This is a genomic window from Streptomyces sp. NPDC040589 (assembly GCF_055594445.1).
The window spans coordinates 84,917-99,066 of sequence record NZ_JBVIWP010000002.1 but is presented as its reverse complement, the minus strand read 5'-3'; the positions used below and the strand labels follow the sequence as shown (position 1 = coordinate 99,066).

General features: G+C 70.3%; 14 protein-coding genes. 10 read left to right on the top strand and 4 right to left on the bottom strand.

Features of this window, described 5'->3' with window-relative positions:
- Positions 1–5: 5 nt before the first annotated feature.
- Together ACZ58V_RS07430 and ACZ58V_RS07425 are read left to right on the top strand one after the other, a co-directional pair.
- Positions 6–1,112 carry an NAD(P)-dependent alcohol dehydrogenase gene (locus ACZ58V_RS07430; protein WP_471288860.1) on the top strand — a complete coding sequence of 369 codons (1,107 nt, stop codon included), beginning with the start codon at positions 6–8 and terminating at the stop codon, positions 1,110–1,112.
- Between the two features lie 162 nt (positions 1,113–1,274).
- Positions 1,275–1,733, top strand: coding sequence for a transposase (locus ACZ58V_RS07425; RefSeq protein WP_471288859.1), 459 nt, complete (start codon positions 1,275–1,277; stop codon positions 1,731–1,733).
- 19 nt (positions 1,734–1,752) lie between these two features.
- Here the strand turns inward: ACZ58V_RS07425 and ACZ58V_RS07420 are convergent, their stop codons facing one another.
- Complete coding sequence (locus tag ACZ58V_RS07420) at positions 1,753–3,120, bottom strand: cytochrome P450 (protein WP_471288858.1); 1,368 nt, start codon at positions 3,118–3,120, stop codon at positions 1,753–1,755.
- A 355-nt stretch (positions 3,121–3,475) separates the two neighbouring features.
- Between ACZ58V_RS07420 and ACZ58V_RS07415 the strand changes: the two genes are divergently transcribed.
- Positions 3,476–4,084: a 3'-5' exonuclease gene (locus ACZ58V_RS07415; RefSeq protein ID WP_471288856.1), complete on the top strand. Its 609-nt coding sequence runs from the start codon at positions 3,476–3,478 to the stop codon at positions 4,082–4,084.
- A 152-nt stretch (positions 4,085–4,236) separates the two neighbouring features.
- Here the strand turns inward: ACZ58V_RS07415 and ACZ58V_RS07410 are convergent, their stop codons facing one another.
- Positions 4,237–5,187 (bottom strand): NADP-dependent oxidoreductase, encoded by a 951-nt coding sequence (locus ACZ58V_RS07410; RefSeq protein ID WP_471288853.1) that lies wholly within the window; start codon positions 5,185–5,187, stop codon positions 4,237–4,239.
- A 71-nt stretch (positions 5,188–5,258) separates the two neighbouring features.
- On the opposite strand from ACZ58V_RS07410, the gene ACZ58V_RS07405 reads away from it, so the two are divergent.
- The 6 genes from ACZ58V_RS07405 to ACZ58V_RS07380 all read left to right on the top strand — a co-directional run bounded on the left by ACZ58V_RS07405 (position 5,259) and on the right by ACZ58V_RS07380 (position 10,802).
- Positions 5,259–6,203, top strand: coding sequence for a GlxA family transcriptional regulator (locus tag ACZ58V_RS07405; protein ID WP_471288851.1), 945 nt, complete (start codon positions 5,259–5,261; stop codon positions 6,201–6,203).
- Between the two features lie 263 nt (positions 6,204–6,466).
- Positions 6,467–8,185, top strand: coding sequence for a sensor histidine kinase (locus ACZ58V_RS07400; protein WP_468185877.1), 1,719 nt, complete (start codon positions 6,467–6,469; stop codon positions 8,183–8,185).
- Positions 8,186–8,190: 5 nt separating this feature from the next.
- Positions 8,191–8,601 carry a roadblock/LC7 domain-containing protein gene (locus tag ACZ58V_RS07395; RefSeq protein WP_193481281.1) on the top strand — a complete coding sequence of 137 codons (411 nt, stop codon included), beginning with the start codon at positions 8,191–8,193 and terminating at the stop codon, positions 8,599–8,601.
- On the top strand, positions 8,598–8,969 hold the full coding sequence (locus tag ACZ58V_RS07390) for a DUF742 domain-containing protein (protein WP_189722010.1): 372 nt from the start codon (positions 8,598–8,600) through the stop codon (positions 8,967–8,969). Before ACZ58V_RS07395 ends, ACZ58V_RS07390 begins: the two co-directional genes overlap by 4 nt.
- On the top strand, positions 8,950–9,555 hold the full coding sequence (locus ACZ58V_RS07385; RefSeq protein ID WP_468185881.1) for a GTP-binding protein: 606 nt from the start codon (positions 8,950–8,952) through the stop codon (positions 9,553–9,555). The genes ACZ58V_RS07390 and ACZ58V_RS07385 overlap by 20 nt, the downstream gene beginning before the upstream one ends.
- The gene (locus ACZ58V_RS07380) at positions 9,552–10,802 is read left to right on the top strand and encodes a cytochrome P450 (RefSeq protein ID WP_468185883.1); all 1,251 of its coding nucleotides are present in this window, start codon (positions 9,552–9,554) and stop codon (positions 10,800–10,802) included. The genes ACZ58V_RS07385 and ACZ58V_RS07380 overlap by 4 nt, the downstream gene beginning before the upstream one ends.
- Before the next feature lie 70 nt (positions 10,803–10,872).
- Here ACZ58V_RS07380 and ACZ58V_RS07375 read toward each other — a convergent pair whose 3' ends face one another.
- On the bottom strand, positions 10,873–11,148 hold the full coding sequence (locus ACZ58V_RS07375) for a hypothetical protein (protein ID WP_471288847.1): 276 nt from the start codon (positions 11,146–11,148) through the stop codon (positions 10,873–10,875).
- A gap of 104 nt (positions 11,149–11,252) precedes the next feature.
- Positions 11,253–12,866, bottom strand: coding sequence for a hypothetical protein (locus ACZ58V_RS07370; protein ID WP_471288845.1), 1,614 nt, complete (start codon positions 12,864–12,866; stop codon positions 11,253–11,255).
- Positions 12,867–13,648: 782 nt separating this feature from the next.
- Here ACZ58V_RS07370 and ACZ58V_RS07365 point away from each other — a divergent pair.
- Entirely contained in the window at positions 13,649–14,113 is a 465-nt protein-coding gene (locus ACZ58V_RS07365) for a pyridoxamine 5'-phosphate oxidase family protein (protein WP_468185891.1), read from the top strand.
- Positions 14,114–14,150: the final 37 nt, after the last annotated feature.

Below are 14,150 nucleotides of genomic sequence, written 5' to 3'. Positions count from 1 at the left end.
TTGCGATGCCCACCACCACCCGTGCCGCGGTCGTCGAGTCCGGCGGCGCGCCCTTCACCCTCTCCGACGTCGTCCTCGATGAACCCGGCCCGCGCGAGGCGCTGGTCCGCATGGTCGCCACCGGCCTGTGCCACACCGACCTGGGCGTGGCGAGCGGCGGACTGCCCTTCCCGTTGCCCGGGGTCCTCGGCCACGAGGGCGCGGGCGTCGTCGAGGCCGTCGGCTCCGCCGTCACCGGCGTCGCGGCCGGCGACCACGTCCTGCTCTCCTTCACCTCCTGCGGCGACTGCCGCAACTGCCGCGGCGGGCACCCCGCGTACTGCGCGACCTGGCTGCCGCTGAACCTGCTCGGCGGCAGCCGGGCCGACGGGACGAACACCATCAGCCGGGACGGAGAGGCCCTGGGCGGCCACTTCTTCGGCCAGTCCTCCTTCGCCGAACGGGCACTTGCCGACGAGCGCAGCCTGGTCAAGGTCGACCCGGACGTGCCGCTGGAGTCGATCGCCCCGCTGGGCTGCGGCGTACAGACCGGTGTGGGGGCCGTCTGGAACGTCCTGAAGCCCGACACGGGCAGTACGGTCGTCGTCCTGGGCGCCGGGGCGGTCGGCCTGTCGGCCGTGATGGCGGCGGCCCTCACCCCGGCCACGAGGATCGTCGCCGTCGACCAGGTCGCCGAACGCCTGTCGCTGGCCACCGAGCTGGGCGCCACGCACACCGTCGACACCAGCCGGGAGGACCTGGCCGAGGCCCTCGCCGGCATCACGGGCGGCCAGGGCGCGGACGGTGTCGTGGAGACCACGGGCAACGTCGGCGTCCTGCGCCAGGGCGTCGACGCGCTCGCCGCCCGCGGCACCCTGGTCGTCGTCGGCGCCCCGCCCTTCGGCACCGAGGTCGCCCTGGACGTCAACGGCCTGCTCGGCGGCAAGCGGATCGTCGGCCTCACCCTCGGCGACAGCGAGACCCAGACCATGATCCCCGCCCTGGTCCGCCTGGCGAAGGAGGGCCGTCTGCCGCTGCACCGCCTGATCAGCACGTATCCCTTCGCGGACATCGACCGGGCGGTTCAGGACATGAAGTCGGGCAAGACGATCAAGCCGGTGCTGACGTTCTGACACCGGCGACTGAGCCGGGCAGGTCGGCCGCCGGCCCCGCCGGCCGGGCTGTGACCAGGGGGCCGGGTGGCTGGTGCGGGTCTGGACGGTGGCCGGGCGGGACCTGATGGTTCGCCCCTTCCCGCCGGTCTGCCGACTTGTCGACAGGGGTACGGGCAGGGCGTGGCCCGAGGCGCGGCCGGATGGTTCGGGAGCTACCGGGCCGGGGCCTCCCCGGCTGCTGCACGCCGGTCCGCCCCGACGGCCCGGCCCGTACTGGAGGGCGTCAAGGTGCGTGGCCCGGTCGGCCGCCCGCGCACCCGGCCCGGCGCCGTCGCCGCGGACAAGACTTACTCCTCCCGCGCCAACCTTGCCTACCTGCGGCGACGCCGTATCCGCGGTGTCATTCCGGAGAAGGCCGACCAGGCCTCCAGCCGCAAGAAGAAGGGTTCTCGCGGCGGCCCGCCCGGTCGGTCACGATCCGGAGCTGTACAAGGACGCAACACCGTCGAACGCTGCATCAACAAGATCAAGGAGTGGCGGGGCCTGGCCACCCGATACGACAAGACCGCCACCAGCTACCTCGCTGGACTCCACCTACGCGGTGCCGTGATCTGGATCCGCAGCCTCCGACCAACGTGATCCAAACCTGGAACAGGCCCTAGAGACCGCCCCCGGCTCGGGGACGGTTCCGGCGGCGGACCGTCATCCGCAGGGTGTGCGGCCGTACGGTGAGCCGGGCGACCTGGCGGATGACCTGGCCCTCGGCGAGTTCCAGCCGTACCGAACGCAGCATCGTCGCGAGCGCCGTGACCATCTCGGTGAGGGCGAGACGGTCCCCCATGCACTTGTGCTTGCCGTCCCCGAAGGGCAGGAACGCGCCCGGCGGAGGCTCCTGCGCGGGGTCGGTCCACCGGTCCGGGGCGAAGGTGTGCGGGTCGGGGAAGCGCTCGGGGTCGCGGTGCAGGGCGTGCTGGCAGTAGGCCAGTTCGGTGCCGGCGGGCAGAATCCACTCGCCGAGCCGAGTCTCCTCGGTGGTGCGGCGGGTGACCAGCCAGCCAGGGTGGTGCAGCCGCAGGGTCTCGGTGATGACCCGGTTCAGGTACGGCAGCCGGATCACGTCGTCGAAGGCGACCGGCCGTTCGCCGAGGACCTCGTCCAGCTCAGCCATGACCCGGGCCTCGATGTCGCGGTTGCGGGCGAGTTCGTACAGAGCCCAGGACAGCACCGACGCGGTGGTCTCGGTGCCCGCGACGGCCAGGGTAAGGATCTCGGAGCAGATCTGATGCCCGGTCAGCGGCTCCCCGGTCTCCTCGTCGATGGCGCGCAGCAGCATGGAGAGCATGTCCCCGGTGTCGTGCCCGGAGGCCTGCAGTTCGTCGACGGCGGTGTTGATGGTGGCGCGTACGCCGGCCCGGGCCCGGTCGAAGCGGCGGTTGAAGGGCAGCGGCAGACGCTCGGCCCAGTCGGGCAGCATGATGCGCACACCGACGTCGTTCAACACCACCGACAGGTCGCTGCGCAGCCGGCGGAAGACTCGGTCGTCGAGGCTGCCGGCGAACACCGTCTTGGCCAGCATGTCTAGGCTAAGCCCGACCATCGCCTCGCGTACGTCGAGGGTTCGCCCGGGCTCCCAGCTGGCGACCGTGGCCGTCACCTCGGCACGCATGATGTCGACGTACCGGCTGATCTCGGTGTGGGCGAACGCCGGTTGCAGCTGGCGGCGTTTGCGTACGTGGGTCCGGCCGGTGGCGGTGACGACACTGTCGCCCAGCAGCTGGCCCAGCTTGTCGTAGAGCCGGCCCTTGTCGAGGCTGGGCCCCAGGGCCTTGAGCATCTGGTGGATCAGGGCCGGGTCCTGGACCACGATGGTGCGTGTCCCGGGTTGCAGGATGATCTCGACAAGTGGTTCTCGTGTCTCGCGCAGCGAGTCGATGAAGCCGAGGTTGTCGCGCATTTTCAGAGTGTGGCCGATGAACGGAAACGATCCTGCGGCTCGAGGTATGGGGGGAGGCGCAGTGGACGTCACGGGTCATCACCTTCACGGCAATCATGGGTTCAAGGGCGCCCCTATGACTTCCCTGAACCTTCCCAAGTGCAATCCTGACATGAACGTGTCCTGCGCCACGTGGCGATCTGGTTGGGAGGGGAGGGAGAGCCCTCTCTCCTCTCCGGCTTCGACGGCGTCCCGCTGAGCCTGACCCAGTCATTCCGCTTTGGCCCGGCCCTCGCCGCCGAAGCCAACAGATGGCCAGCCATCGTTGAATCCCCCCTGCGGCTCACGGGCACGCCTGCCTGCCCTCGACACCAGTGTCGGCCCGGTCGACCACCCCGATGGCGTGCTGTGCCGGTCCGACGCCGGTGCCATTTGCGAAGCGCTCCGCATGCTGGAGGGAGCCAAGCGCGTCGCGATGGTCGGCGGCGGACAGGCCCTGGAGAAACTTGCCGTGGCCGCCGGTCAGCTCAAGGCCGGACGCCGCCCAAGTCACCCCGAGCTGTGCCTGTTCACCTCGTGGGACGAACTGCACGAGTACGCCACCTCTGACCCCTCCGGCGGCGACCTGCTGCCGCTTGTTGACATCGTCGACGAGTACGGGCCGGAACTCGTCCTCGCCGCCGTACGCAACCTGCATCCCGAACAAGAAGCAGACGTCGTCGTCTCCACCGGCCACAAGGCCAAAGGCCGCGAATGGCCCACCGTGAAGGTCGCCACAGACTTCGAGCCCAAGGCCGGCGGCAGAAAGGAACCCGCCGAGAACAGCGGGATGCCTGCCATCGACCTTGGCGAAGCCCGCCTCGCCTACGTAGCTGTTACCCGCGCCCGTCAGCGACTCGACCTCGGCGGCCTGTCCTGGATCAACAACCACCCAAGCCACTCGACTCCCACGGCGCCCTCTTCCCGCAACCGAGTCGGCGCCCAGCCATCGGCGGGGGATCGGCTCGGACCTCCACCTGGCCAGCCCGTCCTCCTTCGGCCTCCCACGACAACGTAGATCGCCGTGTTCGCGCCGCACCGGCATCCTCCTAGAGTCCGGCCAGCCCGGCCAGCCCGGCCAGCCCGGCCAGCCCGGCCAGCCCGGCCAGGGCCCGCACAGGCCGGCCAGGGCCCGCACAGGCCGGGGGAAGGTGTGCCCGCCCAGCCGGGCTAGTCGTTCACCAGCACCAGCTTCCCCGTAGTACGCCCGGTGTCGCCCAGCGTGTGCGCTTCCGCGGCAGCGGCCAGCGGGAAGGTGCCCGCGATCGTGGCGCGGAGCTTGCCCGCCTCGGCGAGTTCCGCGATCGCCCGCATGTCGCTGCGGTCGGCGTCGACGAGCATGCGGAGCCCCCGTACGCCAAGCCGCTCGGCCTCCTCGTAGAAGTCGTTCGAGCCTCCCGGGAGGATCGAGACCACGACACCGCCGGGGCGCAGGACGCGCAGGGAGCGCAGGGCGTTGTCGCCGCCGATCGTGTCCAGGACGACGTCGACGTCCTTCACGGCCTCGGTGAAGTCCGTCTCCCGGTAGTTCACCGTCTCGTCCACGCCGATCGAGCGCAGGAACTCGTGCTTGCCCGCGCTCGCGGTGCCGATCACGTACGCGCCGCGCGCCTTGGCGATCTGCGCCGCCACATGCCCGACCCCGCCCGCCGCGGCGTGGATCAGCACCCGCTGCCCGGGCTGTACGTCCGCGTGCTCGACCAGCGCCTGCCACGCGGTGAGCGAGACCAGCGGCAGCGCGCCCGCCTGGGCGTGGTCGATGCCGGCCGGCTTACGGGTGAGGGCGCGGACCGGAGCGATCACGTACTCCGCGTGCGAGCCGTGCCCGTACGGATACGGCAGCATGCCGAAGACCTCGTCACCGGGCGCGAAGGCCACGACTCCGATGCCGACCGCCTCCACCTCCCCGGAGACGTCCCAGCCGAGGACGAAGGGCGGTTCGCCCAGGAAGCCGCCGGTCTCGCGGTGCTTCCAGTCGGTCGGGTTGACCCCGGCGGCCCGCACCCGGACCAGCACCTGGTTCGGTCCCGGTACCGGGCGCTCGGTTTCCACTTCCTTCAGGACCTCGGGACCGCCGAGGACGTCCTGGCTGATGGCTCGCATCGTGTTCTGTGTGCTCATGGTGTCCCAGCCTGCCGGTCCGCGCCCCACCCGCCAATGGCAAGATTGCCAACCTTCGATAGGATCGTGCCATGCGACGTGAACGAGTGGTGGTCCTGGCCCTGGACGGGGTGTACCCCTTCGAGCTGGGCATCCCCAGCCGGATCCTCGGCGCGGCCGACGGCCGGTACGAGGTGCTGACCTGCTCGGTCGACGGCCGTCCGGTGCGCACCAACGCGGACTTCGGCGTCACCGTCGAACACGGCCCCGAGGCCCTGGCCACCGCCGGCACGGTGGTGATCGCGCCCGTCGCGCCCGACCGTCTGACCGACGAGGTGCCCGACGACGTCCTGGCCGCCCTCGCGCTCATCCGGCCCGGGACCCGCATCGTCTCCATCTGCACCGGCGCCTTCGTCCTCGCCGCAGCGGGGCTCCTCGACGGGCACAGGGCGACCACCCACTGGCAGGTCGCCGACCGGTTCCGGCGCATGTTCCCGCTCGTCGACCTCGACCCGGATGTGCTGTTCGTCGACGACCACCCGTTCCTCACCTCCGCCGGAGCCGCCTCCGGCGTGGACATCTGCCTGCACCTCGTCCGCAAGGACCACGGCAGTCACCTGGCCAACACCGTCGCCCGCCGCTGCGTGGTCCCGCCGTTCCGGGACGGCGGCCAGGCCCAGTACATCGAGCAGCCCGTCCCCGAACAGGGCGCCGCGAGCACCGCCGCCACCCGCGCCTGGGTCCTGGAACGCCTCGGCGAGCCCCTCACCCTGGCCGACCTCGCCGGCCACGCCCGGATGAGCCAGCGCACCTTCGCCCGCCGCTTCCACGACGAGGTGGGCCTCAGCCCCGGCCGCTGGCTGATCCAGCAGCGCGTGGCCCGGGCCCAGCACCTGCTGGAGTCCAGCGACCTCACGGTGGACCAGATCGCCGGCCGGGTCGGCTTCGCGACGGGCGCGTCCCTGCGCCAGCATCTCAACGCGGCGATCGGGGTGTCCCCGCAGGCGTACCGCCGCACGTTCCAGACCGCCCGCTGACCCGCCTGCCTGCCGCGTGAGGGCCGGTGCGCGGCCAACTCCGCTGGCTGGCATGAACATTTGTCGACCTGTTGCCTTCTGTCGAAGCGTGACGGAACCCTCACGTCCGCAGAGCGACGCGTTTGATCCTTTCGGGTCCAAACCCGATAAGGTTCCGATCGGCGCTGCGAGTTGACGCGATCGCGTCCGGTCGACTCGCGGTGCGTACTCATGAGTGCGATCCACACACCCCCTGATCGATCGTGTTTGTTCGAAGGATGCAGATGGAACTCGCCACTCCGCCACCGGCGGCGCGGGCCCCTGTCGCCTGGTACAGCTGGTGGTTGATGCCGCTGGGCTTGGGAGGCGGGACCGTTGCCGCCACGTTCATGAGCTCGGACCGAATAACCGCGGCCGTCGCAGGTCTCGCGGCGACGGCCGCCGGCACCGTGTGCGTACGCCTGCTGCTGCGCACCCGGGCACAACTGCACCGTGCGGAGAACTCCTTCCGCACCACGCAGGCCGAGCACAACCAGCAGTGGCAGCAGCACGTAGCGGGCCTGGAACGGAAGTTCTCCGCCGAGCGCGCCTCCCTGGAGTCCCAGGTCACCGAGCAGAACGCGACCTACGAGCGGCGCCTGGCCGACCAGGGCGCCACGTACGAGACGCAGCTCGCCGACCAGTCCCGGGCCTACGAGGAACGGCTGACCGAGCAGGCCACGTCCTACGAAGCCCAGCTCGCCGACCAGGCCGAGGTCTGGCAGGAACAGCTCTCCCACCAGCTCGCCGCGGTCGCCCGGCTCGCCGACGAGCAGCTGCCCGACGCGATGGCCAGGCTGCGTTCCGGTGACGCCATCGACGACGTCCTGCCCACCGTCAACCAGTGCGCCAAGGTCAGTTCCGACCTCCAGGCCGAGCTGCGCAAGGTGCTGCGCACCGCCCTGATCGGCCTCGAGTCGGAGTTCGACCGCTCCACCTCCGCCGAGCAGGCCGTCATCAGCATCGGCAACCGCATCCACGTCCTGACCAGCAAGCTCCGCGGCCGCCTGCACGAGATGCAGGGCGAGCACGGCAGGCTCCCGGCCGTCGCCCGGGGCCTGATGGAGCTCGACCAGGAGATCGGCCCCGCCGACTGTCTCGCCGCCAGCATCGGCGTGCTCGGCGGCTCGGACCGCCCGGGCCGGCAGTGGCAGGAGCCGCAGCGGCTGCTCAGCGTGGCGCGCGGCGGCATCGGCCGGATCAAGGACTTCCACCGGATCCAGGTCCGCCACCTGCCCGAACTCGGCGTCGACGGCGGTCTCGTGGACCACCTCACACTGATCTTCGCCCACCTTCTCGACAACGCGGCCCGCTACTCGCCGCCCACCGAGCCGGTGCTCATCTCCGGCAAGGAGGTGCCCAACGGCGTCGGCATCGAGATCCAGGACTCCGGCAAGGGCCTGAGCGAGGAGAAGAAGCGCGAGGCCGAGCACGCCCTCGCGGGCACCGCTCCCGGCGCCGGCCTCGGCGGCATCACCGAGGACGCGAACATCGGTCTGCGCGTCGTCGGCGCTCTCGCCCGCCGCTACGGCATCCGCGTCACCTTCGCGGACTCCCCGTGGCTCGGCACTTCCGTGGTAGTCGTGGTTCCGCACAAGTACTTCAGCCCGATGCCCGCGGTCGCCGCCACACCGGCCGCGCCCGCCCCGGAGGTCCGCACCGCCAGTGCGGCCCCGGCTCGCGAGACGGTCACCACACCGGCCGCCCCGGCCGAGGCCATGGAGACCACGCCCGGCGGACTGCCCCGGCGCCGCAGCAAGCGGAACGAAGCGGCCGAGCCCAGGGAGGCCGAGCGGAGCGACCGGGGCACCGTCTCCGCCGTCCCGCCGGACGCCTCGTTCTCCGGTCTCGCCGCCTTCGCCACCGCCGGACGCGACGCCGAGGAGGCCTCCCGGGCGGCCGACGACCGCGACACCCACGCCGGACGCGAGTCCACCGAGCACCGCACCGAAGAGAGCGACTAGTCCTCATGACGCAACAAGGAACCGATGTGAGCTGGGCGCTCCGCGATCTTGTCGAGAGCATCCAGGAGATCCGCTTCGCCCTCGTGGCCTCGAGTGACGGCAAGGCCATCACCTCCTACGGCGCAGAAGACCCCGATGACGTCGACCGCTTCGCCGCCGTGGTGGCCGGCCTGCAGGCCCTGGCCCAGCCGGTGGCCGAGCAGTTCCCGCAGTACGCCGGGCAGCTGCGCCTCGCGATGATCGAGGTCGACGGCGGGCACCTCTTCGTGGTCCGTGCCGGTGTGGAGACGTACCTCGGTGTCCTCGCCAGGGAAGGCCTCGACCAGGGCCTGCTCGGACACCAGATGAGGGACCTGGCCCGCAGGATGGGTGAGCTTCTCGGCACCACTCCGCGCCTGGAGGAGCACTCTGGATGAGTGCTCCCCGCAGGCCCGTGGACCCGTCCGGTCTCGAGCGCTACTACGTCCTCACGGGCGGACGCAGCGGACCGGGCGGTTCGGCGTCGAGCCTCGACGTGGCGACGCTCGTCGTCGCCCGCGCCGCCCCGTTACCGGGCATGCAGCACGAGCACGAGGAGATTCTCCGCCGGTGCCGCGATCCGCTGTCGGTCGCCGAACTCGGCGCTCACCTCGGGCTGCCCTTCAACATTCTCGCAGTGCTGCTGTCGGACCTGCTCGTCGCAGGTCGCGTCGAAGCCCGTAACCCCATCCCGGCACACGACGCCGGCCGCGGGCCCGACCTCGCGCTCCTTGAGGAGGTACTCAGTGGACTTGAAAGGCTTTGACCAACCCGGAGGGCGGGCGGGCGGGGACGCCCGCTCGGTGAAGGTGATGATCGCCGGCGGGTTCGGCACCGGGAAGACCACCATGGTCCGGTCTGTCAGCGACATCAAGCCGCTCACCACCGAGGAGACCCTCACCCAGGCCAGTGCCGACGTCGACCGTCTCATCGGCGTCGCCGACAAGACGCAGACCACCGTCAGCCTGGACTTCGGCAAGATCGGCATCAACGAGAGCCTGGTGCTGTACCTGTTCGGCACGCCGGGCCAGGAGCGCTTCTGGTTCCTGTGGAACGGGCTGTTCAAAGGGGCGCTCGGCGCGATCGTCCTGGTGGACACCCGCCGCCTGGAATCCAGTTTCCGGGCGATCGAGGAGATGGAGCGGCAGGAAGTCCCCTTCGTCGTCGCCCTGAATGTCTTCCCCGACTCCAACAACTATCCGGTCGAGGAGATCCGGGACGCCCTGGACATCCCCGAGCACACCCCGGTCATAGCCTTCGACGCCCGCGACCGGGCCTCCAGCCGGGACGTCCTCGTCGCCCTGATCCACCATCTGAAGGAACGCTCGGCCGTGGCCCTGGAGCCCCGATGAACGACTCGACCGAATCCGGACTCCAGGCCGTACGGGGCTGCCCCGTCGCCCATCACGGCGCCGACCTGACCAGGCTGTACGGCCCGGACGCCGCGACCGATCCAGGAGGCGTCTACGAGCGGCTGCGCAAGGAGCACGGCTCGGTCGCGCCGGTCCTGCTCGAAGGCGACGTGCCCGCCTGGCTGGTCCTCGGATACCGCGACAACCGGCGGGTGCTCGACAATCCCCGTCAGTTCAGCCGGGACGCGCGGATCTGGCGGGACTGGCGGGAGGGCCGGATCGAGGAGACCTCGCCGATCATGCCGATGGTCGGCTGGCGCCCCGACTGTGTGTCCCAGGACGGCGAACCGCACCGCAGGCTGCGCGGCGCCGTCACCGACGGGTTGCAGGCGGCGGCCGCCCGGGGCATCCGGCGGCACGTCACGTACTTCGCGAACAAGCAGATCGACGCGTTCGCCGACGCCGGGCACACCGACCTCGTGGCCGACTACGCCGAGCAGCTGCCGATGCTCGTGCTCACCAGGATGCTGGGCCTTCCCGCGGCGGACGGGCTACGCATGATCGAGTCGTGCGCCCAGGTCTTCAAGGGCGGTGAGGGCGCCCTCGAGCACAACGACCGGATCATGCAGATCCTCGCGGAACTCGCCGAGCGCAAGCGGGCCGAGCCGGGCTCCGACTTCGCCACGGCCCTGCTGGAGCACCCGGCCGGCCTCGACCACGACGAGGTCGTCAGCCATCTGCGCCTGGTGCTGATCGCCGCGCACACCACCACCAGTAATCTGCTGGCCCGGGTCCTGCAACGGGTCCTCACCGACGCCGCCCGGCTGTCCGGTCTGGTCAGCGGGGAGCTGAACGTCTCCTCAGTGGTGGAGGAGGTCATGTGGGACGCCCCGCCGCTGTCCGTGCTGCCGGGCCGGTTCGCAACCGCCGACATGGAGCTCGGAGGCCATCACGTCCAGGAGGGAGAACTGCTCATCCTGGGCCTGGCCGCCGGCAACCTCGACCCGGATGTACGGCCCGACTCGGCCGTCGCCGTGCAGGGCAACCAGGCGCACCTGGCGTTCAGCGCCGGACCGCACGAGTGCCCAGGGCAGAACATCGGCCAGTCCATCATCGAGATCGGCGTGGACGTTCTGCTGCACCGGCTGCCGGACCTGCGCCTGGCTGTACCGCCGGAAGAACTCGGCTCGACGGCCTCCACGTGGGAGTCCCGGCTGGACAGCCTGCCGGTCGAGTTCGCCGTCTAGGCCACGCCGGCGGACCGTTGCCCGGCCGGCTTCCGGCCGGGCAACGCCGTGCGTGGGTGCGGGCGGTGGCTCACACGCTCAGCAGGTCGTCGACCGAGCTGCGTCCGGGGAGTTCGGCCGTGGCCACGGGGCACTCCTCGGTGGCGGCGTAGCGGCCGGTGGTCCGCTCGACCTCGGCCTGGACGGTGTGGTGGAGGCCGTCGCCGCGCTGCCGGCGGCCGTGCGGGCCTTGCGGTGGCGCGGCGCTGTCCTCATCATCGCCCTTCAGCAGGGGCCGTTCGGGGCGTTTGAGGTGGAGGACGATCAGGCCGATGTCGAGGTAAGCGCCGTCGCCGAGTACGGCCATGCCCTGGCAGTGCTTTCGCGTCTGCGGTAGGGCCGGGCACAGGCTGGGCCGCTACCACCACCAGGCGGGTGCGAGCAACGGCCCGAGCCTTCAGGATCGAGGCGTCAGCCGTCGAGCCAGTCGCCTGCGACGCCCGTGGGACGGTATCCCGTGGCGTTCCAGAGGAAATGCGGGTGGGCACAGCCGAACATGTAGGCGAGCAGTGCGGTGTCCTCCCTCCCGGTCTGAGGGTCGTGCAGGGTGTGGAACCTCTCGGATCCGACTACGCCGGCGTCTTGTTGGACATGACGGGCGCGGTCCGGCGATGGTGCGGCGCTGGATGCCTCCACGGCGGCTATGTAGGTGCGGCGCAAGATCTCCCATGTGCTGTCCGTGTTGCCGTACCAGGGGCCGTGCAGTGCTTCGAAGGCATGGAGCTCGGCGTCGAAGAGGTGCCATGTCCGGGGGTATTGGGCTCGACAGCGTGCGGACAGTTCGGCGGTCCGGGTGCTCAGTGCTGGTGCGGTGGGCCGCGGGGCGATGGTGAGGGTGGTGCCGTGGGTGAGGATGCCGGTGCATGGGTTGGGCTGCAGGTCGCACAGCGGGCACTCCTCGGCCGGGGGGAGGCCCTGGGTGATGCCGTCGAACCACAGGGCGTGGCGGCCCGTGAGCCCCATCCAGACGATGGTGGTGGTCATCAGCCAGGTGTTCCACATCGGGCTGTGGGCCTCGGGCATGCAGCCGTACTTGACGAGGGCTATCGCGCAGGCAGCGTAGAGCGCCTTGGTGTGGGTGGGCATGTCGGCGAGCCAGAAGTTGCTGATCTCGCCGGTGAGGGCGTCGGCTCGGACATCGGCCATGTCGTCGATGGCGCGGCACAGCAGCAGGGAGGCGAGGTTTTCTTCCTGCCAGAGTTCGGTGTCGGGGGCGACGTGCCAGAACAGGCAGTCCAGCATCTGCAGGGCTGAGTAGGTGCTCTGGTTGAGCGGGTTGGTCTGGGGGAGCATGACGCCGCCCGCGTCGTGCTGTTGGAGCCAGTACTCGTCGACGGATCGCTTGTGGGCCGCGAAGAGTCCGGAGACCAGGGCCCGTGCGCTGTTGGTGCTGAAATTCTCGGCCAGGCGGCCTTCGACGTGTTGGGTGAGGCGCGTTGTGTCGATGGTGTCGATCACGCGTTTGTATTCGTGGAAGACGAGGATGTCGTTCTCGAAGCGGTGGCGGTGGCCGAGGTCTCGTTCGAGGTCGTTCATCTGCCGGGTCCAGGACCATCCACCGGTCAGGACGCTGTCGAGTTCCCGGCGGTATGGCCAGGTCTTGACGGTGAGGGGACGACCGGCGCTCTGGCGCCAACGGTAGTCGTCCAGCGTGCGTGCGGGGGGCGTGGGCAGCCGACGGCACAGAGGGCAGGCGCAGACGGTTGTCTGCTCCTCCTCGCGCGGCGGGGTGAGTGCCCGGCTCCTCCAGGCCCCTTCCAGCATGGTGCAGGTCAGTCTGCAGACCTCGATGTCGGTGCTGACTTGGGGGAAGGCTGCTTCGATCATGCGCAGGCTGGTGTCGAGGTGCCTCAACCTGGCGTAGCCCTCCTCGTCGGGCGGGAGGAACGCGGGCCGCGCCAGATGGAGGGCTCCCTCCACATGCAGCGTCGTGCTGGAGTGGGGGGAGCCGAATGCGTTCAGCCGCTGCTGAGCGGCGTTCTGGGACCTTCGGTACTGCTCCGTGCTCCCATTGATCTGTTTCACCAAGAGGCGGGCCAGGGTGTTCCCCGCCTCCGTGGGCTGGAGCTGGGCGCTTGGCTGCGCCGGGAGCGAGCTGTCGGCGGATGCCTTCGGAACAGCACCTGCGACTCGAGATTTCACACCGGTCTCCCAATAAGCTGTGGTCCTGGCAACGGAATCGATCGACCGTGGTCGTTGACCTGCCGTGTCCGGGAATCTTCTGTACTTTCCGCGACGGCCTCGCCGGACAGCCGGACTCATGCGACCGGCTTTGGCTCCTGCTGCGAACGACCGCGAGAGGCACGACTGCTGCGATGACGGCACTCCTGCTGCAAGGCGAGCACCTGCATCGCCGCCTCAGCTGTGTTGATCAGGAAGCACTCGCGGCCCGTCAGGCGTAGCGCGACCCCTGGAGACGAGATGCGCTGCTTCGCCCGAGGCGTGTGGGTAGCTGACCGGGGTGTCGAAGGGGAGGCCGAACCGGACGTCCTGAGGCATGTGGTTCCTTTCGGGAGACGGACCGCAGAGCCCCCCGCCCCTGCGAGCGGACGGTGCCATGGCCGACCGCGCACTCGAACTCGGCTTCGCACTGCGAACGTTGAACCGAGAAGCGGTACGAGGCTGCCCACGGCGGGAATAAGCCATTCCGTGACCCCGCCGTGATCTCGGTTACTGCAGGAACCGCTTGAGCTGCGTATGCTCCCTCGTCCCTCACCCGGCATGGCCCGTCCGCCGGGCCTCCCCAGCCTCTTGGCGTCACACTGGACTTCGCCCCGTTTGACGACTCCTCAGGAGGCGCACCGACGATGACGTCCCCACCCGTACGCGGCGCTGAGCAGCGCAAGAAGGACACCCTGCACCGTCTGGACCACGACGTGGACGCCTGGGTCGCCACGGCCGACACCGCGTCGGGGACGCCGCACCTCGTCCCGCTGTCCTTCCTCTGGAACGGCTCGTATCTGCTGTTCGCCACGCCCGCGTCCAGCCCCACCGGACGGAATCTGACCGCGACCGGCCGGGCCCGCGTGGGCATCGGGCCGACCCGTGACGTCGTCCTCGTCGAGGGCACCGTCGAGACCGTCCAGCCCGGCGAGCTCACGGAGCAGGACGCCGAACTCTTCGCCGCCAAGACCGGGTTCGATCCCCGCCGGCTGGCCACGCCGTACCTCTACTTCCGTGTCGTGCCGCGGCGGGTGCAGGCCTGGCGGGAGGCCGACGAACTGGACGGGCGCGAACTCATGCGTGACGGAAGGTGGTTGGTGGCCGACTGAATCGGCCGGACCGGGATAACCGCAAGGTACAAGGCCG

Bases quoted from the DNA above. Each gene is read 5' to 3' on its own strand.
- ACZ58V_RS07430 (WP_471288860.1), top strand. From the start codon at position 6: ATGCCCACCACCACCCGTGCCGCGGTCGTCGAGTCCGGCGGCGCGCCC.
- ACZ58V_RS07415 (WP_471288856.1), top strand. From the start codon at position 3,476: ATGCTGGAGGGAGCCAAGCGCGTCGCGATGGTCGGCGGCGGACAGGCC.
- ACZ58V_RS07410 (WP_471288853.1), bottom strand. From the start codon at position 5,187: ATGAGCACACAGAACACGATGCGAGCCATCAGCCAGGACGTCCTCGGC.
- ACZ58V_RS07405 (WP_471288851.1), top strand. From the start codon at position 5,259: ATGCGACGTGAACGAGTGGTGGTCCTGGCCCTGGACGGGGTGTACCCC.
- ACZ58V_RS07400 (WP_468185877.1), top strand. From the start codon at position 6,467: ATGGAACTCGCCACTCCGCCACCGGCGGCGCGGGCCCCTGTCGCCTGG.
- ACZ58V_RS07395 (WP_193481281.1), top strand. From the start codon at position 8,191: ATGACGCAACAAGGAACCGATGTGAGCTGGGCGCTCCGCGATCTTGTC.
- ACZ58V_RS07390 (WP_189722010.1), top strand. From the start codon at position 8,598: ATGAGTGCTCCCCGCAGGCCCGTGGACCCGTCCGGTCTCGAGCGCTAC.
- ACZ58V_RS07380 (WP_468185883.1), top strand. From the start codon at position 9,552: ATGAACGACTCGACCGAATCCGGACTCCAGGCCGTACGGGGCTGCCCC.
- ACZ58V_RS07375 (WP_471288847.1), bottom strand. From the start codon at position 11,148: ATGGCCGTACTCGGCGACGGCGCTTACCTCGACATCGGCCTGATCGTC.
- ACZ58V_RS07365 (WP_468185891.1), top strand. From the start codon at position 13,649: ATGACGTCCCCACCCGTACGCGGCGCTGAGCAGCGCAAGAAGGACACC.